The following is a 19464-nucleotide window of genomic DNA, read 5'->3' as shown; positions in this document are numbered from 1 at the left end:
CCCCCTAGTTATCCAATCTCAACATTATCGAGCAGTTCTTCAACCACTCTTTGATGGTCAACACCATCGGCCAATGCGTCGTAAGACAACGAGAATCGGTGACCTAATACGGTTGGTAATATGGCACGCACATCGTCCAACGTGACATGGTCACGTCCTTGCAACCATGCATAAGCGCGAGCACATTTATCCAACGCGATCGAAGCACGCGGACTTGAACCAATCTCAATCCATTTAGACAAGTTTGATTCTGGGTAACGCTCTGGCTTACGAGTTGCCATCACCAAGGCCACAATGTAGTTCTCAACTAAATCAGAAACGGCAATGTCTGGAAGTTGGCGCCGAGCTTCAAGTACCAACTCAGGTTCAATATGTTGTGGCGTGACTAATTCTGAACTGGTCTCGCTACCGAGTTCCTCACTGCGCACAAGTCGAATGATGTCGCGTTCAGCTTCATCTTCTGGATAGTCGACTGTCACTTTCATAATGAAACGGTCCATTTGTGCTTCAGGCAGTGGATACGTACCTTCTTGCTCAACTGGGTTTTGTGTGGCTAGCACCATGAACAAATCTGGCAGGATGTGAGTTTGACCACCCACCGTAATCGTCCCTTCCGCCATCGCTTCAAGCAGAGCAGCCTGTACTTTTGCAGGCGCACGGTTCACTTCATCGGCTAATACAATGCTGTTGAAAATAGGACCCGGTTGGAAATGCAACTGAGGCTTTCCATCAAGCTCTTGATACACCTCCGTGCCCGTCACATCAGATGGCAGCAGGTCTGGCGTAAATTGAATTCGACCAAAACTGGTGTTCAGTAGATTCGCCAGCGATTTTACTGAGCGAGTTTTCGCTGTACCGGGAAGTCCCTCTAAAAGCACATGGCCATTAGTCAATAACCCTATCACCAGAGCCCGAACGACGTGGCTCTGACCGATAACACTTTTCTCTGTTTGTTCAATCAGTTGGTTTATTGCTTGTTGCGCATGGTTCATAGGTCTTCCCTTAATTCAATCTGGCTGCGTACATCCTACTCACAAGCCCCATAACTATTAGTTATAAACGCGATAATTGGTTACAAGCGGAATAAGCAGCAAGCTCGATAGCCAAGCTCACCTCATCGCTTTATTTAAACCTAGCTTTCAATTGGTTAATGGCTTCCGGCGGTGCCACTTTGCTCAATGATGAAATACATTGCTCAAACGCCTTTGGTACGCCCGGTATATGACTGTTTCGCGCCAACACTTCACACTGGGCATACAGGTGCTGTGGGTTGCGGCTAAATTGGTAAGCCTTATGCAGTGATTGACTTGCCGCAAGCACATCCGATTTTTCCAAAGCCAATCCGTACACATACCAATATTGAGGGTCGGTTTGCGCAGTTTCAGCGGCTTGTTTAAGGTAGTCCGTTGCTTGTTCGTAATCTTTCACACGAAGCAGAGACAATCCTGTGCTGTATGGCAAAACACTCGATTTAGGCTGAGCTTCAATACCTTGCTTCAAGGTCGACAACGCTTTTGCCTCGTTACCTTGCGCTCGATACAAATCCGCTAAATTGGCGTAGCTGTTTTCGAAATAAGGCTCAATCTCGATAGCGCCTAGATAAAACTCAATCGCTTTGTCGTGCTGGCCTAAATCTCGGTAAACGTTGCCTAGGTTAGTACGTCCAAATCCTCTGTCGGCATTAAATTGCTGTATTTCAATGTACTCTTCTAATGCAGGCTTGATTTGGTCTTTCTGCAGAGGGTTCATTACTCCCCAATAACGCACTAATGCGCCTGCTGTTTCTGAACGAATCGACAATACAGGGTCTTTCAGTAGCGGCTCTAGAATTTGCCAACGGTCAGTGAATGGGAAACCAGACGAGCCTTGTACCACACCCAAACGGATCATTTCATCATCATGTTTCACCGCTCTTGCCAGCGAAATAAGCGTATTCTTACCCGTATTACCGCCCAAACGTTCTAAGCTCGATGCACGAATGATATTGCTTAAGCTAGAGTCCTGAGCCGAGTATGCCAACGCATCCTCTGCACCTCTGTGCCCTATCGAGTCAGCATAAAAGGCAACGGCAAAGTGCTGCTGATTACGATACTTAGAATCTGGGAACCACTCACCGATTTGCTTATCTGCCCACTGGTCGGTTTGATCTGCATGACAGCTAGTGCACACGTTCGGCGTTTTAATGTGTTGGCTAATATCAGGACGTGGGATATGCCAACTGTGGTCACGCCTTGGGTCGACCTCCATGTAAGTCGTCTCTGGCATGTGACAAGTCGTGCATTGTGAAGCTTCAGTATTCGCTTCGTGGAATGTGTGCTTTTCAGGCGTGTATTCTGATGCAATATGACATTGGCTACACACGGCTTCTTCCGCAATTTTTAGTTCAGCGGTATGAGGATCGTGGCAGTTAGTACATGTGACGCCTTTTTCAGCCATCACGGATTGAAGGAAAGATCCGTAAACGTAATCTTCATCGTAGATTTGACCATCGTTGTGGTAAAGCTCTGGGGTAATCAAGCTCAAGCGATACTTATCAAAGAAAGACCCGTTAACGTGATCACCCGTTTCATTTAACTGAGTACGACGGCTGTGGCATTGAGCACAGGTTTGAACTTGATTGGTATGGATGATGTCTTTTGGTTGCAGGGTTGAATTACCCTCTTGATAGATCCACTCTTTGACCGACTTCGACAAGTCGCGGTCAAAACCATAATGCGCCGAGACTGGAGCATCCTTTCCACCGTTAGCTTTTGCTAGCTGAGCCTTTTCAACGTGCTCACTCGCAGGGCCATGACACGCTTCACAACCGACATTAATCTCAGACCAAGTAGTGTTGTAGGTATTACTCGCGCTGTCGTAGTTTTTCTCTAGGTTCGTTGAATGGCAATCAGCACACATGAAGTTCCAGTTTTGACCGCTATTGGTCCAGTAGAATTCATCGGTGTTGGTGGTATCAGGATAGAGGTGAAACCAGCGTTGACCGCCTTCGCCCTCAGTGCGAGAATCCCAAGCGAAAGGAATCAACTGTACACGGCCGTCTTCAAATTCAACCATGTATTGTTGTAGTGGTTCAAAGGCAAAGGTATAGCTGATTTTGTAATCTTTAAAGTGGCCGTCTTGCCCTTCAATATTGACCCAGAACTCTTCGCCCTTGCGGAAAAATCGGTTGGGTTTACCGTCATGAGTGAATGTTTGATCGTTGAAATCGCCTAATACAGATTCGTCTGTAGCGTGCTTCATCGCCATATCATGATGAGAGCCCTCCCACGCTGCGACTTCTTCACTATGACAATCAACACACGCTTCCGAACCGACATACGTGGCTTTAGAACCGATAGGTAAAGCGTCAGAGCTAACGGGCGACGCTACAGAGCTGGCCTTTGAAATATCAGAGTTGATATTAGGATCTTGCTCGTTGGCATAGGCGTTCAGACTGAACAGCGACAACATCAGTGAAGACAAGATTGCGGATAATACTGCGACTCGCTGGTGTTTCAATCCGTTTACCAGTGAGCACAACCATGCAGACATAACATTCCTTGTTTTTATACATCCTTATGCTTAATAAGGTAGACGTAAAAACAACGAATTTACAATTATTTAGTGGCAATGAGCTCGATTGTTGTGATTCGTATTCACGACCGGGATTTACTCATCGATATGCGCATAAAAAAAGAGCTCCTAAGAGCTCTTCAATCTATTCAGTTTCACTCAAACAATCACTTACTTGTTATGAGATTCCTGCAGTTTTTCCATTACCTGATCCAAGCTAAAGCTCGCAGCTTTTTGACGTGGCGGATATTCAGCAAAGGTTTCTAGGAACTTGCCCACATACGCTTGTGCTGGAACGAACATATAAGCATGGTCTAACAACCAGTCGTAATATGTGTTCGATGTAATGTCTGCGTTTTCGTATGGGTCCATACGCAGGTTAAACAGCTTAGGAAGACGTAACGTCACGAACGGTTCAGCCCAAATTTGCATGGTACCCGTTGCACGCTGCTCCATGAACACCGCTTTCCATTGGTTGTAACGAAGCGCCGCTAAATCACCATCATCGGTAAAGTAGAAGATCTCCGAACGACGGCCTTTCTCTTCTTCACCCGTTAGGTAAGGAAGGAAGTTGTAACCATCTAAGTGAACCTTAAACGTTTTATCACCGGCAGTATGACCTTTGAGTAGTTTCTCTTTGATTTGGTCATCACCAGCGGCGGCAACGAAGGTTGGCATCCAGTCCATATGGTGCATGATTTCGTTAGATACGGTTCCTGGTTCAATCTTACCAGGCCAACGAACCATTGCTGGTACACGGTATGCGCCTTCCCAGTTGGTGTTTTTCTCACCACGGAACGGGGTTGTACCCGCATCAGGCCAAGAGTTCATGTGAGGGCCGTTATCCGTTGAGTAGAAAACAATCGTGTTGTCTTTGATACCCAACTCATCCACTTGCTTCAATAGTTGCCCAACGTGTCGATCGTGCTCAACCATACCATCAGCGTAGTTACCGACACCGGTTACGCCTTTACTGTCGGCTTTCACGTGCGTTCTAAAGTGCATACGTGTCGCGTTCCACCACACGAAGAATGGTTTGTCCGCTTTCACTGCGCGATCCATAAAATCAAGTGCCGCGTCTAGTGTTTCTTCATCAACCGTTTCCATACGCTTACGCGTCAGTGGACCGGTATCTTCAATCTTGCCATCAGCGAATGACTTAATGACACCACGAGGGCCAAATTTCTTACGAAACTCAGGATCGGTTGGGTAATCTTCATTCTCTGGTTCTTCTTCAGCATTTAGGTGGTAAAGGTTGCCAAAAAATTCGTCAAACCCGTGTGCTGTTGGAAGGAATTCATCTTTATCGCCAAGGTGGTTTTTACCAAATTGACCTGTCATGTAACCCATAGGTTTCAGCATTTCTGCGATTGTCGCGTCTTCTGCTTGTAAGCCAATGTCTGCGCCCGGCAAACCTACTTTACTCAAACCCGTTCGTAATACACTTTGTCCCGTGATAAAGGTAGAGCGACCCGCAGTACAAGATTGCTCTGCGTAATAGTCCGTAAACATCATCCCTTCTTTCGCGATGCTATCAATATTCGGGGTTTTGTAACCCATGAGACCGAAGGTGTATGCACTCACATTGGATTGACCAATATCGTCCCCCCAAATAACCAATATATTTGGCTTTTCAGCCGCAAAAGTGGCGCTGGACGCGGCCATCATCGCTGTACCCAAAATCGCTAATCGACGTTTAGCGCCATATTTCGCTGTCATAGAAACCTCTTCGTAAGTTATTTGCATCCTGCCCTACAACGTATAGTCCATTTTTTACACATGCGCGAGATACCCTAAGCTATTAATCTTTTTGTCATTTTTATTGAGATACGGATACAGAAATCATCGATAAGGTTTACGCCAACAAACATGATAAGGATCACACATACAAACTAAGGCTTTATTCTACGTACCCACTGGAGCTGATATTAATCAATAGGTTACCTAAGCATCATAACGATTGGTTATAAGCACTATAAAAGGACGTAACGGAATTTTGAGAATAACATTTGCTCATCGATGCGTTGTTCTAACGCATTAATCTTAAAAGTGAATCGGAGTCCTTATGGGTACTAAAATTAATAAACTAGCATTAGGTGTTGGCTTATTAGCAGCTTCTTCAGCGGCAACAGCAGCAGAAAAACCAAACATTCTTGCTATCTGGGGTGATGACATTGGTGTATTCAACATCAGTGCATACAACAACGGTATGATGGGTTACGAAACACCTAACATCGACCGCATTGCTAACGAAGGCGCACTATTTACTGACCACTACGGTCAACAATCGTGTACTGCTGGTCGTGCTGCATTCCTAACAGGTCAAGAACCTTTCCGTACTGGTCTATTGACTATCGGCATGCCAGGTTCGGACCACGGTATCCCTGATTGGGCTCCAACGATCGCAGACCTTCTTAAAGAACAAGGCTACATGACAGCTCAGTTCGGTAAGAACCACATGGGTGACCAAGACAAACACCTTCCAACGAACCACGGTTTTGACCAGTTCTTCGGTAACCTGTACCACCTAAACGCCGAAGAAGAGCCAGAAACATATTACTACCCTAAAGACCCAGAGTTCCGTAAGAACTACGGCCCTCGTGGTGTAATCAAGTCTACTGCTGACGGTAAGATTGAAGATACTGGCCCAATGACGCGTAAGCGTATGGAGCATGCGGATGAAGAGTTCCTAGAAGAATCTCTAGCATTCATGGAAAAAGCGGTAAAAGCTGACAAACCATTCTTCATCTGGCACAACACCACTCGTATGCACGTGTGGACTCGCCTACAAGAGAAATACCAAGGTAAGTCAGGTATCAGTATTTATGCTGATGGTATGTTAGAGCATGATGACCATGTTGGTGTGCTTCTAGACAAGCTGGATGAACTAAAAATCGCTGACAACACTATCGTAATTTACTCTACCGATAACGGTGCTGAAACGGTTTCTTGGCCTGATGGCGGCGCAACTTACTTCCACGGTGAGAAAGGTACAACTTACGAAGGTGGTATGCGTGTGCCTCAGCTAGTTCGCTGGCCTGGGACTATCAAACCTGGAACTAAAATCAACGATATCATGGGCCACCAAGACTGGATTCCTACTCTACTAGCAGCCGCTGGTGATGATAAAGTGGTTGAGAAGCTAGCATCTGACAAAGGTGCAACTTACAACGGTAAAAACTGGCGCGTACACCTAGATGGTTACAACTTCCTGCCTTACTTCCAAGGTAAAGAAGAGAAAGGCCCTCGTGACAGCATGCTTTACTTCTCTGCTAACGCTGAGCTAAACGCAGTACGTTGGAATGACTTCAAGATTTCGTTTGCTGTGATGGATGGTAACATTGTGGATGCAGTTCGTTTCCAACCAAACTGGCCTCAAGTTGTTCACCTACGTGCTGACCCATTCGAGAAAGCACCGCACGAGTCTGGTATGTACCTACGCTGGATGGCAGACAACATGTGGTTATTCGTTCCAGTAGGAAATCAGGTTCAAGAGTTTATGACGACGCTACCAGATTACCCTATGCAGAATAGCCAAGTACTGAACCCAGGTAACTTCAACCAGAATGCATACATGCTTCAAGGTAAACTTAAGCAACTAGAAGCAGCCGCAGCACAAGCTAAATAAGCTACTCTAGATTAAAAATGTAATAACGAAGCCGTGGTGACTGAATGCAGTGACCGCGGCTTTTTAGTATCCAATACAAATAACATAAGACGCGAACCGCCAACTAGTACAATTCACACCCAACCTACCCTCTCATTTTTCAAAAATAAAAACTCACACTAGTCAATGTGAACCTTAATATATGACCGTTGCGTTAAGATTTCGCAAATTTTTTCAAATCCTTATGACATGACTTGAATTGGAGTTCTTACCATGCGATTGTAGTTCAACTGCCCATAAACAACTGTATGATTATGAAAACATTAAAATCCATCGCGCTGCTTTCCACAATTATCGCAGCACCACAAGTGTTAGCTGACGTAACAATTGAAGTTCCTTCTAGCGCAGATGCTTTAGTCGAAGTCTTAGCTGTTAATGAGGCTAAACCTGATCTCGACGGTGGTTTCTTCTCTTCGAGCAAAACGATCACCGTTCCAGATGGCGTAAACCAAATCGTTTTCAAATATCAACTGGCTTTCAGCCAAGGTAACGACCGAGAGTTTGTCGATAGCGATACCATTATTGCTACTTTTGATGCGACAGACACAGCATTGACGTTTGACATGCCTAAGTTCCGTAACACCAACGAAGCGAAAAAAGGCCTTCAAAACTTAGATTGGAAACTGGTTGATGAAAACCAAAATGCAATCAGTGTTAAGCAAGACAAACTTATCAAAGATGGCATGCAGATTGGTCGTAAGTACCCGCAAGAAGCGAAGGAGTACAACCAGAAAGGCGGCATCGCTGCACTTACAGTAGGTTCTAGCGCGGGCGTAGCAGCTGCTGTCGCACAACCGGTAACGCTTCCAACAAAGATTGACGGAAATGCAGCAAATACAGCTGAAGAGATGCTCTATTTCTGGTACGAAAAAGCGGATGCTGAAACCAAGCAGAAATTCAAAGACTACGTGAACAAGTAGCTCAATGAGCTTAATTTAGAAATGAAAGAAGCTGGCAAACTGCCAGCTTCTTTTTTGTCTTCATCTAGATGATTTAGGCTTATAGAGATTAAGCAGACTCAGTCGATAACACTTTACCATCCACTTTAGTTGGCCATCCTAGCGCTTTATACTCAGCTGCTAGTAAATGGGCACAGCGGCTAGAAATTCTGGTCAGAACCAGCTTTAGCTAAGTAACCTTGAACAAGCTCTCGATATTGCTGCTTCAATGGCGCTTCAATAAAGCTCGCGTCTATCGCATTCAAACTAAACAGCGCTAACTCCTGATGCGTCATCTCATGAGCTTTGCTCACCGCATTAAAGTTATCCGACATGTAACCACCAAAATAAGCAGGGTCATCCGAGTTAATCGTTACAGCCACACCCTTTCTGAGCAGTTCGACAATGTTGTGGTCTTCCATCACATCGAATACACGCAATTTAATATTCGACAGTGGGCACACCGTCAGTGGCATTTTGGTTTCAATCAGCTCTTCGATTAGAGCTTCGTCTGTCATGCACTGGACACCATGATCCACTCGACTCACGCTGAGCATTTCAATCGCATCGACAATGTTTTGAGCCGGCCCTTCTTCTCCTGCATGCGCCACCGTCAAGAAGCCCGCTTGTTTTGCTTGTTGGAATACACGCTTGAACTTCTCTGGTGGGTGTCCTAATTCAGAAGAGTCCAGTCCAACCCCGACGATCTTATCTTGATGCTTCAATACCTCTGCGAACGTTTGAATGGCGCTCTGTTCAGATAAATGGCGCAGAAAACATGCGATGATTTGAGAGGTAATGCCCAACTCTTTATGACCCTGTTCAAGCGCACGATGAATGCCGTTAATAGCGGTGTCGAATGCAATGCTACGATCGGTATGTGTCTGAGGATCAAAGAAAATCTCAGTATGGATAACATTGTCGGCTTTACAGCGTTCTAGATAAGCCCATGTTAAGTCGTAGAAATCCTGTTCTGTGCGCAGTGCATCAGCACCTTGATAATAGATATCCAGAAATGACTGTAAATCATCAAATTCGTATGCGCGTCTTAGTTGCTCTGGGGATGAATAAGGCAGCTCAATGCCATTGCGTTGAGCAAGCTGGAAAAGTAACTCAGGTTCGAGCGAACCTTCAATGTGTAAATGCAACTCTACTTTTGGGAGCCCTTGAATAAATGCGTTCATATTTCACCTACTATGGATTTTAGGTGTGCACTTACTCTGAATAATAGACAGGAGGTTTTCTTGAACGCCATTACAAAGAGTAAGAACACAATTGTGATCTAAACCCTTCGTAATCAGCACTTTGCGGGAGCTGGTAGAGACCCCCAAACCATATCATTGGGGTTATACGAAGCAAACGGTTGCTACTATACAGAGTTTAATGGGAATTTCACTAATCAATTGCTCATTAACCGATTTCTAAAGCAGGAACCTGTTTGGTTCGATCTCAACGGTAATCTGGTCGTATTCTCGACATCAGCAACATATCGATGTACTTACCCGCTTTGAACGTACTGAGTCTTTTTGTGCCTTCTAACTGAAAGCCTACACGTTCATACAAAGCAATAGCGGCGTGGTTATCGGCATGAACCTCTAACTCAAGACGCACGAGATTAAGCCAGTTATCCGCCTGATTGATCGCTTCTTGCATTAACGTCTTACCGACCCCTTTACCATGCATATCTGGGTGAATAGCAATACCAAGACCAGCGCAGTGCCTGTCTCTTACCTTGGTGGTCATGAATAAAGTAATGTGACCCACTACTTTGCCGGAGACTTCCGCAACCAGAGTGAAATGGTCTGAATGACCAAACAGTCGCTCCACTTGTTCAGAACTAAGATAAGGCTTTTGTGAGGTGTTTTCTGAAACTGAAGGGCGGCGATAAATATCGAAAACATCTTGGCTATCCGTTGCTTCTAAATGTCTAATTTGTATTTCCAAAGCGCTTCCTTATCCTATTATTTCTATCCATAAGCTAATTTTCATATTACGGATAGCAACGGGAACCTACAACCTTTAAAGGTGTAAGTGCCCGAAATAATTAAACAAATAGTAAGACTGAACTTAAACTTCTGCTTTGATGAGTATTTTTAAAATAGTGTGAATATCAGAATTTATAATCCACACCCACACTCGCTAATACTTGCTCGGAGTTATAGAAATCGATATTAGAATCTATGCTTCTTAAACCCAGTAAAGTAATGAACGCCCAATCTTTATAGCCCATCAAACCACCAAACTCATAAGCTAAGAATGCACCGAATTCATTCTCTTCACGTACTTGCCCGTAAATTGGATTCGACTCATCATATTCACGATCACTTGCATCTAGGGTGACAACAAAACCATGACGACCGATTCTCTTCGCGTAGTTTAATTCAATACCATAACTATCGAAGCTGAGTGCTCCTCCTTCTGCGTCTGAGTGGAAATACACCATTGAAGGAACAAATAGACCTGCGTGGTTTGGTAAGATAAAGCGGTATCCTGCTTTGGCGTACACATAGGTTCTTTCCCTATCCAGCAGCACAGTATCTTCCGGAGATAAGCCTTGGCTACCAGATAGCTCTTCATCAACATCTGATTGCCCAAATGCGAGATCCGTTCGAAAACCAGTTCCACCGATATTAGTGAGCTGCAGTCGTCCTACATTACCTTTCACATCCGTTTCATTTCGATTAACGCCAACAGCATACGGATCCGTCCAAGCCTTACCCGAGATAAGCGTAGGAATAACAGAAAAATCCAATATGGTGCCACCAGAAAGTTGATATCGATAACCGATCTCAAACGCAATGGTACCTGTTGCAATATCCTCTCGTGTCGTACCCGCATACACTTGGTGAGTCAGCGATTCGCCAAAAGTATATTGAACAGTACCCAAAAAGCCGAGTAGCCCTTGGTTTTCACTCTCCCCTTCCTGGGTGTTGGTGGCTTGATTCGAATCTTGTTCAGTACTCAAATTACTACTGTCAGAGTAGAAACCGGCCAATACACTGAAGTTACCGCTGAAGCCTTCACTTGGAGCAAGGCCACTGTATGCAGGCATTGAAGCCAATGCAGAAAAGACTACTGGTAAAACAAACCTCATATTCACATCCATTACTTGAATAATCACCAAATAACTATAAGCATCAAATAACTATAAGCATCAAAATGGAATTATAACAAGCATTTGACAACATAAATTTATTCGCTTGACGCTGTCGATATCGCTAACCATTCACTCAAAGACACAACAAATTGATCTATCACGATTGGGCTTTCGTAATACCTCTCGAAAATAACGGACAAAACTCAAAGGAAGACAATATGTTTAATAAATTAATCAAAACCATGTCAGTGCTAGTTGCGACGCTTCTTTTTACGGCTTTTGCTCACGCTGATCACCACGGAATGAAGAAAGATATCGTTGACGTGGCGGCTGAAAACGGCTCTTTCAACACCTTGGTAGCAGCGGTAAAAGCGGCAAGCTTAGTTGAAACATTGAAAGGTGACGGTCCCTTCACAGTGTTTGCGCCAACGGATGAAGCGTTCGCTGCGCTACCAGAAGGAACGGTTGATATGCTGTTGAAGCCAGAAAACAAAGACAAGCTGATTGCAGTACTGACCTATCATGTGGTGCCAGGGAAAATAATGGCGTCTGAAGTGATGAAACTTGATAGTGCCGTAACAGTGCAAGGCGAAGCGGTAATGGTAGGAATTGATCACGGCAACGTGATGGTCAACAAAGCGCAGGTCGTGATGGCAGATGTTGAAGCAAGCAATGGTGTTATCCATGTGATTGATGCTGTATTACTGCCTAAATAATAAAGATGAACACAAATCAAAGCTTCTTAGAGGGTGTGACAGGTTCACACCCTTTTGACGTTTAAATACCAAGTTAAGATCGGTATCAAACTAGCCAAGCCTGCCTTGATATAAGCAAGAACCCGGATTACATAAACAAGCGCCCGAATATCAGAAAGGCCGCCATCGATACCACCTTCGTGAAGACCACCACCCAGATGCAGTCACCAATACTAGAGTGCGTCGCTTTCCCGAGTAAGAACACAAACAGAATCAACCCTAACACCCAGCCTACTGTTGGAATCAATGACACTAGAGCAACGATAACAGCAATAGTAAGAAGGGATTTAAAATCTGCGACCACGAAAGACATTTTAGAGGCGATGTACATACAACATGCGGTGATTAATGCGTCCATCACAAACACTAAAGCTTCAATTCCCACGTTACTTCCTTCACTCAAATTAGTTGCAGTGAATATTATCGCTAAAGTGATGATTTTTCTTGAATAAGAGAACAAAAAGCATGTGAAAACTGTGTCAAAAATGAGATTACCGTTCGTCTGAAGGCATAGGTTTATTTGTTCGAGTCTTCTAAGCCTTTGACCAGTGCTCGCGACCGAGTCTGATTTGCTTTTTGATAGGCATCAAAGCCATCTTCGCGTTTACCTCCGAACAAACAAAGAAACGAGTTGATGACAAATGAAAAGAATGAGATGACGACAACAAAGAGAGGAAATAGCCCCGACACCCCAGCATCTAAGGCAAGAACGCCAACAGCGAAGGACAACATCGACACCAATGTATATAGTTTAGATCTACTCACATGACTCATGAACAACACTCCTTGTATTCATTCAATGTTTAGATTAGACAAATTATCTTGCACACAATTTGAACTCATCGACAATATCAATAGATCAGGAAAAGTTATCCTTAAAAAGGTTTTTTAATATTTCAAACTCGGTTTCTGTATCCCTAAGAACACGAGTCCGCCTATTCAGCTGCCTTGTCCATCTTCAACTACCTTTTCCATCACGTAATTGGTCAGCTTTACACCACGCATTTCGACTTCCTGTTCATTCACCACCTTAAAACCAAGATGCTCATAGAAAGGCCTTGCGGTAATACTTACTTCAGAGAAATATCTCGATATACCACGAACTCGACCCACAGTGAAAACATGTTCCATCAACGCTTTCCCTACCCCCTTCCCTTGATATTCGTGGTGACAGAAAAAGTGATCAATCAAGCCACTTGGTTGCAGGTCAGTATAGCCAACTACGCAACCATCGAGTTCAGCCACAAAGGGTTGTAACCCATTCATACGCTTTTGCCATAACGCAAAGTCAAAGCTACTGGGTGCCCAAGCTTCGACTTGCTGTTGAGAATAATCTCGAACATTCACGTTACGTACCGTATAAAAGAAGATCTCCCACAGTGCTTTGTCATCATTCGCTTGATAGTTTCGAATTCTAATCACAACATACTCCTTTTTGTCTTAAGTCCTTTCTGAGGTGAAAATAAACAGCTGAATCAGCAAGCTTTATAACCTAACAGCCTCAGCTTTAGAGCAAGATATCAACGATAAAACACAGCGAGCCAGATCGTCACCGCATCTTTATCCGTCCTCAGCACCTTGTGTTTTTCACCTGCGGAAATATTGAGATAATCCCCTTTAGACAAGGTAACAATGCGACCATCTTCAAACTCAATCACCCCTTGCCCATCGATCACCATTACCCATTCATTCTCATCTTGATCATACCAACCCTCGTCTGGTGAACTGTGACCATATGAGAGTATTCTCTCGATTCGAATGTTGTCGTTGGCAATCAGGTCATTGAATATTTCATTGGGTATTGATGAAGGAACATCATTGTAAATGTTTGGCATCAAGCTCTCCTAGCTAGCATTGAATTGATTAACAACTTGGGCCTTAGCTGTACTGTAAACCTAAGCAGCGGCACTCTTTTTGAAGTAAAAACGGTAATAGCCCACCAAGTTACTGCAGATAAACAGCGCCTCCATAACAACCGCTGTTGGCGAACCAACTAAATAATTGTGAACCAACCAAAAGCTGGTTCCGATGATCATCAATTCTCTTAATCGACGGTCATCTTTATTGAAGGCTGCAAAGGTCTGAAATACGGAGGCAAAGCAACTCAATATGCTGGTCAGCCCTGAGTAAGTCACTGCGGTTGCGACCACCGACATCGAAGAAAACAAATATTTAAACTTAGACGAGGTAGAAAATACGCTCGTCAAATAGCGAATCGTGGCAATCGTCATTAAGCTCGCCGCTGTCCATTGTTCAAGAAGGATAAAGTGACTCGAAATAAGAACGCCAGCAAAGAACAGACAAGTGACGATTTTCTTCCTTTCCTTGAATTGGAATGACAGAAGATCAAAACAAATGGCTATCGCGACTAATACTTGGGAAAGATAAAAGGCAGACACGGTGATTCCTTCAATAATAACATTCCGCCCTAGCCGCTTCTTTCACGGTGAATAATCGAATAAAACATACTAGGCGGTTACAACAAAACAGAGCAAACAGCGCTCTAAAGCTTCTATAAAAATCTAAAGCTTCAACACACCACTAATCACAGTGGTCGCAGAGCCGATTAACTTTATTCGCCCATTAGCCAATAATTCAGTCGACATATAGCCACCACGACGAGACGCCTGATAAGCACTGAAACTGCTTTTGTTGAGCTTTTCTGCCCAGTGTTGCGTCAATGCGCAATGTGCCGAGCCAGTCACAGGATCTTCATTAACCCCAACCCAAGGTGCAAAGTAGCGAGAAACAAAATCAAGTTCCGTATTTGCTGCCAATGCTGTCACCACTACACCTCGCCCTTGAATACCTTTTAACGCATCAAAGTTTGGTGAAAGCTCCAATAACACTTGTTCGTTGGAAACTTCGATTAACTGCTTAGAGTCAAATTCTCTGAATGAAACTACTTGATGCGGATCTAAACCTAGGTGTTCAAGCAGCGTGAGGTTGGGTTCAGAACGCAATGATAGCTGTGTACTAGGAAAATCAAGCTCGATAGACGATTCACAAACGGCGGCAGATAATTCCCCAGATAAGGTGTTAAACACGACCTTATCACCTGTCTCAAGCAGTCCTTGTTCTTTCATCACATGAACCGTTGCCAGTGTGCCATGTCCACACAGCTTCACTTCGACTTCGGGAGTGAACCATTTAAGCGTCATAGTGTTAAGCGCGAGAAAAGCCGTTTCAGATACCGCCATCTCTTCAGCGATTGAAAACATTAACGACTCATCCAACGGCTCTTTGGAGATACAGACCCCGGCAGGGTTCCCTTTAAACGCTTGAGTTGTAAACGAATCTACTTGATATATCTCTAAATCCACAATGGCTCCTAAATGCACAACATTTCCCAAACCGGCAATCATGGCTCGTTGGGACATAACCTAGATATTGCTGCCCACAATAAGCACAATCACCTTGTGCTACAAGTCTTTAGCAACAACTTTATCGATACTTATTGAGAAACGAAACAAATGATAAACAAAACGTTATAGAAGTGTTTTTAGGGATAAAAGAACATTGAACATAAGAGTAAATCGCGATGGCAAAACAAAGGAATAACGACGATTAATACGAGCGAAAACCCGAAAAAGGTAATCACCGCATCATTATTTAATGCTTAATAACTTGTAAGAATGGATATTATGATGAATATTAATTTAAATAATCCATTCACGGACAATAAACTGGAATACGTACTTGTGTTGAATACGATACGACGGAGTCATCCTTGCCTCACACGATAAAGGTTCGGTATCAAGTAGGAGTAGCAAGTTGCTATTTGCATGAAATGCATGAAGTTGAAGTTAAATTAAGTGCCTAAATTTAAATCATGTCGCAAATTTTGGGCTACGATTTAGTTATCACGTACGAAAGGGAATCCGTCAGTGAAAGCGTTTTGCGTATCAATACTTGCGTCAACATCCTTTTTGGCTAGCCCTGTATTTGGCCAGCAGCATGATATTTATCTCTACAATTGGGATGAATTTTTATCTGACAGCGTCGTTACCCAGTTGAGTGATACCTACGGCATCTCACTAAAGCAGCAATATTTTTCTGACGAGTCCATTCGTGATGAAGTGCTATTGAGTGAACGACGAGGTGCGTTTGAATTGGTTGTCATTGAAAGTATTAAACTGAAAGCGCTGGCTAAACAGAACTTATTCCACAACCTGAGCGACTTGCAGCAATCCCTTTCAAGCAACTTTGACTCAAGATGGGTGGATGGGTGTGGCGAATATGGAATCCCCTACGCTTGGGGGACATCCGGCATCTTATACCGAAGCGGAAAAGTTGAGACTCCCAAGTCTTGGGGCGCTCTTCTAGACCCTGAAACCAAAACCAGCGGCCGAATCAGCATGTATTATGAGCCTACGGATTTGGTGAGTGCTGCGCTTCTGATGAATCAATTTGAGCCGTTTACCAACAACGAACAAGAACTTCGAGTCGCTTACAAAACGCTACAAGCACAGAAGCCTCACCTTGAAAGTAATGAATACGTTGTCGATTATATTCGTCATCCCGAACACTTAGCCAACATCGACCTCGCCTACGGATACTCAGGTGACAGCTATGTGCTTAATGATACCGAACCTGAGGCATCTTGGGCCTACACAGTGCCTCTAGAAGGAACAACCTTATGGTTAGAGTGTATGGCTGCAATTAACAACGGAGAGCGATCTCCACAGGCAACCACGATTCTCTCCTTCTTATCGCAACCCGAAATCGCCGCTCAAAACGCAATGGATTCATGGTTTGCAACGCCAAGTTCAAAAGCAAAAGCACTCACTTCTCAGGAGTATCAAAACGATCCCGAGCTTTTCCCGAATAAAGAAGTATTAGATCGCAGCTACCTTTATCAGCCGTTAGAACCGAGTAGCATTCAAATTCGCAATCGTATTGTCGACAGTTTGAGATAACTCATGCCAGTATTGAAGAAGCTCTATTTTGTACTTTTACCAACGCTGACATTTGTGCTCCTGATAGCAGGAATCGTGATGTACAACTTCGCATCAAATCATGCTAAGCACATGTATTTGGACAAGGTGCAATCTGATGTGAACACCGCTTTAGTCGCGGCGGAATACGAGCAGCTCGGCTTGTCCTTACTAGTTAAAGATATCGGTTCTTCGTTGCAGTTCCTCCGCTACATTCAAAATCCTGGCGACTACACGACTCTATCGCTATTGGAAAAACGAGTACTCCGAGTATTAAGCCAGAATCACGTCAATCAATTTGGGCAACGCAATGTTTATATCGTGGACCCTAAGTTCAAATTAACGCTTTCGACTCTCAGAGCCGATCCTTTCGAGGGGCTAAAAATCCCTGACAAGATTTATGAAAGAGTCTTCGACATATACACCTCGTTAATCAGCAAGAAGGAACTCTCCTACGAAGGCTTCTCTTATGTCTCGATTAGTGGCGAGCTCAGATATTCGTATGTTGCGGCAATTGACCCTTACCTCCTTCCTCAAGATAAACGTGCAAGTAGCAGTTTAAATCGCTACATTTTGATTGCTGACGGACCTCTGATACAACTCTCTAGCTTATTAATCAAATACAATGACGATGACAATATTCAGTTCTTAATCGAGCCATCCTCAGACGCTGCCAACATTGAAAATACCCAATTCGTTATCAAATCAATTGAGCAAACCCAAGATAAAATCAATGTGCAGATGACCAGCCGACATCTCATCGCGCAAGTAAATATTCGAGAACAAAAGTTCAACCATGAGAAAGCCATCATCGCTAAACAAACCTTGTTAGGTGGCTTTGGTACTCTCTTTACGATCATGTTGATCGTACATTTAGTGGTACGTTACCAACTCGTGCGACCGCTTAAAGACTTACTGCAAGAGATATCGATCGGCGGGCTCAAACTTAGATACTTCAAACGCTCATCAGGGCAAAGTGAAATTGATGGTTTAAAGAACGCGTACATAGACTCATTAACAGAGTTGAAGTTCGAAGCCGAATTCGACCAACTCACCAAGCTAGCTAACCGACGCTCTTTCATCAGACACCTTGATGTACGACTAAAAAGCTCGATGAGCCCACACTGCTATGTGGTTTGTTGGGACATCATCGATTTTCGTAAAATCAACGATCTCTACGGGGCAAAAGTTGGTGATAATGTACTGATAAGCTTAGCTAAAGCACTGAAAGAGACACTACAAAACCAACAAGCCTCTTTGGGCTTTAGTTGCAGTGATTACTCTTTAGCCAGACTGGGAGGGAATCAGTTTATCGCGATCTTGGAGATGGGTAAGAACCAAGTGATAAACGAAGAAATTGAGAACATCAACAATACGCTGACCGGCACCACCTTCCTTGACTACTATGGGTTTCGATTATCACTCGCAACAGGTGTTTTACCGCTCGACACGCCAAAGTTCGATGAGATTTGGCACCGATGCATCGATGAAATGTTAGCTAATGCGAAGTCTCATAGTGATGGCGAAAGTCGTATTGTTTATGGCGAAGAGTTGTTACATACCTTGGAACGCCATGACGTTGTAGAGAAAAGACTCTTAGAGTGCTGCGAAAGTGACAACTTTGAACTTCGCTTTATGCCTATTTTTAACGCCAAGACACTTCAGATAGATGGCGCGGAGTGCCTGATTCGTTGCCCAGCCTTATTCGATATCGATGCGGGACCAGAAGAATTTATCCCAGTTGCAGAAAAGAGTAACCTTATTGCCAGGCTCGACATGTGGGTCATTGGCACCGCGATCAAAAGCTATAAAGAGCTTTCAGAACTTCATAAATACAAGGGCACTCTGTCAATTAATATCTCGGCGATGGAGCTCTACAACCGTAATTTTGCCGACAACATCCGTAAAGTACTCGAACGTTATCAAGTGCCACCTGGCAACATTATTATAGAGATTACCGAGACCAGTTACGTGAAAAGTACCAAGCTTACGGTGCAGACTATCGAGAGCCTCAGAAGCTTAGGTTTAAAGGTCTCCCTTGACGATTTTGGTACGGGCTACACAGCGTTTAACCAACTTCTCCACTACCCTGTGGATGAGCTCAAAATTGATAAGAGCTTTATCGATAACATGGTAGACGACAAGGCCGCCCGCAAGATGGTCGAATCTATGGTTAACTTAGGCCACTCTTGTGACACGCTAGTCGTCGGAGAAGGTGTTGAGTCGATAGAACAGTATCATTACCTCAGAAAAGCCAACTGTAACCTAATACAAGGCTACTTCTTCAGTCAGCCACTCACTTATCTGGAATTCATCGAGTTTGTTCGAAACCATAACCCGCAAGCAATTTTAAACCCGCAGTCTGTTAGCAGTTCGAGATCTAACGAGCGAATCGTTGCACTCACTCAAAAGCAGTAACCTAAACCTAAACCTAAACCTAAACCTAAACCTCAAAGCCTCTCTTCCTATTCAAGCGCGGAAAGCCACTATAGCTATAACTAGTAGTAGAACTATCTTC

The 19464-nt window shown here is 44.0% G+C and carries 17 protein-coding genes and 1 riboswitch; of the genes, 5 read left to right on the top strand and 12 right to left on the bottom strand.

Features of this window, described 5'->3' with window-relative positions; all coding sequences use genetic code 11:
- Positions 1–8: 8 nt before the first annotated feature.
- The 3 genes from AB6E51_RS04645 to AB6E51_RS04635 all read right to left on the bottom strand — a co-directional run bounded on the left by AB6E51_RS04645 (position 9) and on the right by AB6E51_RS04635 (position 5271).
- Positions 9–992: an AAA family ATPase gene (locus tag AB6E51_RS04645; protein ID WP_372058246.1), complete on the bottom strand. Its 984-nt coding sequence runs from the start codon at positions 990–992 to the stop codon at positions 9–11.
- A gap of 130 nt (positions 993–1122) precedes the next feature.
- A complete protein-coding gene (locus tag AB6E51_RS04640; protein ID WP_372058247.1) occupies positions 1123–3531 on the bottom strand; it encodes a tetratricopeptide repeat protein in 2409 nt (802 codons plus the stop codon).
- A 192-nt stretch (positions 3532–3723) separates the two neighbouring features.
- Complete coding sequence (locus tag AB6E51_RS04635) at positions 3724–5271, bottom strand: arylsulfatase (RefSeq protein WP_017060009.1); 1548 nt, start codon at positions 5269–5271, stop codon at positions 3724–3726.
- Between the two features lie 346 nt (positions 5272–5617).
- On the opposite strand from AB6E51_RS04635, the gene AB6E51_RS04630 reads away from it, so the two are divergent.
- Both AB6E51_RS04630 and AB6E51_RS04625 read left to right on the top strand, forming a co-directional pair.
- A complete protein-coding gene (locus AB6E51_RS04630) occupies positions 5618–7180 on the top strand; it encodes an arylsulfatase (RefSeq protein WP_017064704.1) in 1563 nt (520 codons plus the stop codon).
- 293 nt (positions 7181–7473) lie between these two features.
- Positions 7474–8139: a DUF2057 family protein gene (locus tag AB6E51_RS04625; protein WP_102320967.1), complete on the top strand. Its 666-nt coding sequence runs from the start codon at positions 7474–7476 to the stop codon at positions 8137–8139.
- A gap of 179 nt (positions 8140–8318) precedes the next feature.
- Here the strand turns inward: AB6E51_RS04625 and AB6E51_RS04620 are convergent, their stop codons facing one another.
- From AB6E51_RS04620 to AB6E51_RS04610, 3 genes are all read right to left on the bottom strand, one after another.
- Entirely contained in the window at positions 8319–9341 is a 1023-nt protein-coding gene (locus tag AB6E51_RS04620; protein WP_372058248.1) for an adenosine deaminase, read from the bottom strand.
- A gap of 90 nt (positions 9342–9431) precedes the next feature.
- Positions 9432–9531, bottom strand: a riboswitch (purine riboswitch).
- A 75-nt stretch (positions 9532–9606) separates the two neighbouring features.
- The gene (locus AB6E51_RS04615) at positions 9607–10101 is read right to left on the bottom strand and encodes a GNAT family N-acetyltransferase (RefSeq protein ID WP_372058249.1); all 495 of its coding nucleotides are present in this window, start codon (positions 10099–10101) and stop codon (positions 9607–9609) included.
- 166 nt (positions 10102–10267) lie between these two features.
- Positions 10268–11251: a DUF2860 family protein gene (locus AB6E51_RS04610; RefSeq protein WP_102332872.1), complete on the bottom strand. Its 984-nt coding sequence runs from the start codon at positions 11249–11251 to the stop codon at positions 10268–10270.
- 221 nt (positions 11252–11472) lie between these two features.
- Between AB6E51_RS04610 and AB6E51_RS04605 the strand changes: the two genes are divergently transcribed.
- Positions 11473–11970 (top strand): fasciclin domain-containing protein, encoded by a 498-nt coding sequence (locus AB6E51_RS04605; protein WP_372058250.1) that lies wholly within the window; start codon positions 11473–11475, stop codon positions 11968–11970.
- Positions 11971–12097: 127 nt separating this feature from the next.
- On the opposite strand, the gene AB6E51_RS04600 is transcribed toward AB6E51_RS04605, so the two are convergent.
- The 6 genes from AB6E51_RS04600 to AB6E51_RS04575 all read right to left on the bottom strand — a co-directional run bounded on the left by AB6E51_RS04600 (position 12098) and on the right by AB6E51_RS04575 (position 15332).
- A complete protein-coding gene (locus tag AB6E51_RS04600; protein WP_017060019.1) occupies positions 12098–12394 on the bottom strand; it encodes a hypothetical protein in 297 nt (98 codons plus the stop codon).
- 131 nt (positions 12395–12525) lie between these two features.
- Complete coding sequence (locus tag AB6E51_RS04595; RefSeq protein ID WP_017060020.1) at positions 12526–12783, bottom strand: hypothetical protein; 258 nt, start codon at positions 12781–12783, stop codon at positions 12526–12528.
- 165 nt (positions 12784–12948) lie between these two features.
- Positions 12949–13431: a GNAT family N-acetyltransferase gene (locus AB6E51_RS04590; protein WP_372058251.1), complete on the bottom strand. Its 483-nt coding sequence runs from the start codon at positions 13429–13431 to the stop codon at positions 12949–12951.
- Between the two features lie 98 nt (positions 13432–13529).
- Entirely contained in the window at positions 13530–13844 is a 315-nt protein-coding gene (locus tag AB6E51_RS04585) for a cupin domain-containing protein (protein ID WP_065584628.1), read from the bottom strand.
- Between the two features lie 60 nt (positions 13845–13904).
- Positions 13905–14408, bottom strand: coding sequence for a YgjV family protein (locus AB6E51_RS04580; RefSeq protein ID WP_017060023.1), 504 nt, complete (start codon positions 14406–14408; stop codon positions 13905–13907).
- Between the two features lie 123 nt (positions 14409–14531).
- Positions 14532–15332, bottom strand: coding sequence for a PhzF family phenazine biosynthesis protein (locus tag AB6E51_RS04575; RefSeq protein WP_065584627.1), 801 nt, complete (start codon positions 15330–15332; stop codon positions 14532–14534).
- 564 nt (positions 15333–15896) lie between these two features.
- Between AB6E51_RS04575 and AB6E51_RS04570 the strand changes: the two genes are divergently transcribed.
- Together AB6E51_RS04570 and AB6E51_RS04565 are read left to right on the top strand one after the other, a co-directional pair.
- Positions 15897–16928: a PotD/PotF family extracellular solute-binding protein gene (locus AB6E51_RS04570; RefSeq protein ID WP_372058252.1), complete on the top strand. Its 1032-nt coding sequence runs from the start codon at positions 15897–15899 to the stop codon at positions 16926–16928.
- Between the two features lie 3 nt (positions 16929–16931).
- A complete protein-coding gene (locus tag AB6E51_RS04565; RefSeq protein ID WP_372058253.1) occupies positions 16932–19364 on the top strand; it encodes a putative bifunctional diguanylate cyclase/phosphodiesterase in 2433 nt (810 codons plus the stop codon).
- Positions 19365–19464 lie beyond the last annotated feature (100 nt).

It is taken from the genome of Vibrio sp. 10N.247.311.47, assembly GCF_041467535.1.
Lineage (GTDB): Bacteria > Pseudomonadota > Gammaproteobacteria > Enterobacterales > Vibrionaceae > Vibrio > Vibrio crassostreae_C.
This window is presented reverse-complemented; position numbering and strand designations above follow the sequence as displayed.

Bases quoted from the DNA above. Each gene is read 5' to 3' on its own strand.
- AB6E51_RS04645 (WP_372058246.1), bottom strand. From the start codon at position 992: ATGAACCATGCGCAACAAGCAATAAACCAACTGATTGAACAAACAGAG.
- AB6E51_RS04640 (WP_372058247.1), bottom strand. From the start codon at position 3,531: ATGTCTGCATGGTTGTGCTCACTGGTAAACGGATTGAAACACCAGCGA.
- AB6E51_RS04635 (WP_017060009.1), bottom strand. From the start codon at position 5,271: ATGACAGCGAAATATGGCGCTAAACGTCGATTAGCGATTTTGGGTACA.
- AB6E51_RS04630 (WP_017064704.1), top strand. From the start codon at position 5,618: ATGGGTACTAAAATTAATAAACTAGCATTAGGTGTTGGCTTATTAGCA.
- AB6E51_RS04625 (WP_102320967.1), top strand. From the start codon at position 7,474: ATGAAAACATTAAAATCCATCGCGCTGCTTTCCACAATTATCGCAGCA.
- AB6E51_RS04620 (WP_372058248.1), bottom strand. From the start codon at position 9,341: ATGAACGCATTTATTCAAGGGCTCCCAAAAGTAGAGTTGCATTTACAC.
- AB6E51_RS04610 (WP_102332872.1), bottom strand. From the start codon at position 11,251: ATGAGGTTTGTTTTACCAGTAGTCTTTTCTGCATTGGCTTCAATGCCT.
- AB6E51_RS04605 (WP_372058250.1), top strand. From the start codon at position 11,473: ATGTTTAATAAATTAATCAAAACCATGTCAGTGCTAGTTGCGACGCTT.
- AB6E51_RS04595 (WP_017060020.1), bottom strand. From the start codon at position 12,783: ATGAGTCATGTGAGTAGATCTAAACTATATACATTGGTGTCGATGTTG.
- AB6E51_RS04585 (WP_065584628.1), bottom strand. From the start codon at position 13,844: ATGCCAAACATTTACAATGATGTTCCTTCATCAATACCCAATGAAATA.
- AB6E51_RS04565 (WP_372058253.1), top strand. From the start codon at position 16,932: ATGCCAGTATTGAAGAAGCTCTATTTTGTACTTTTACCAACGCTGACA.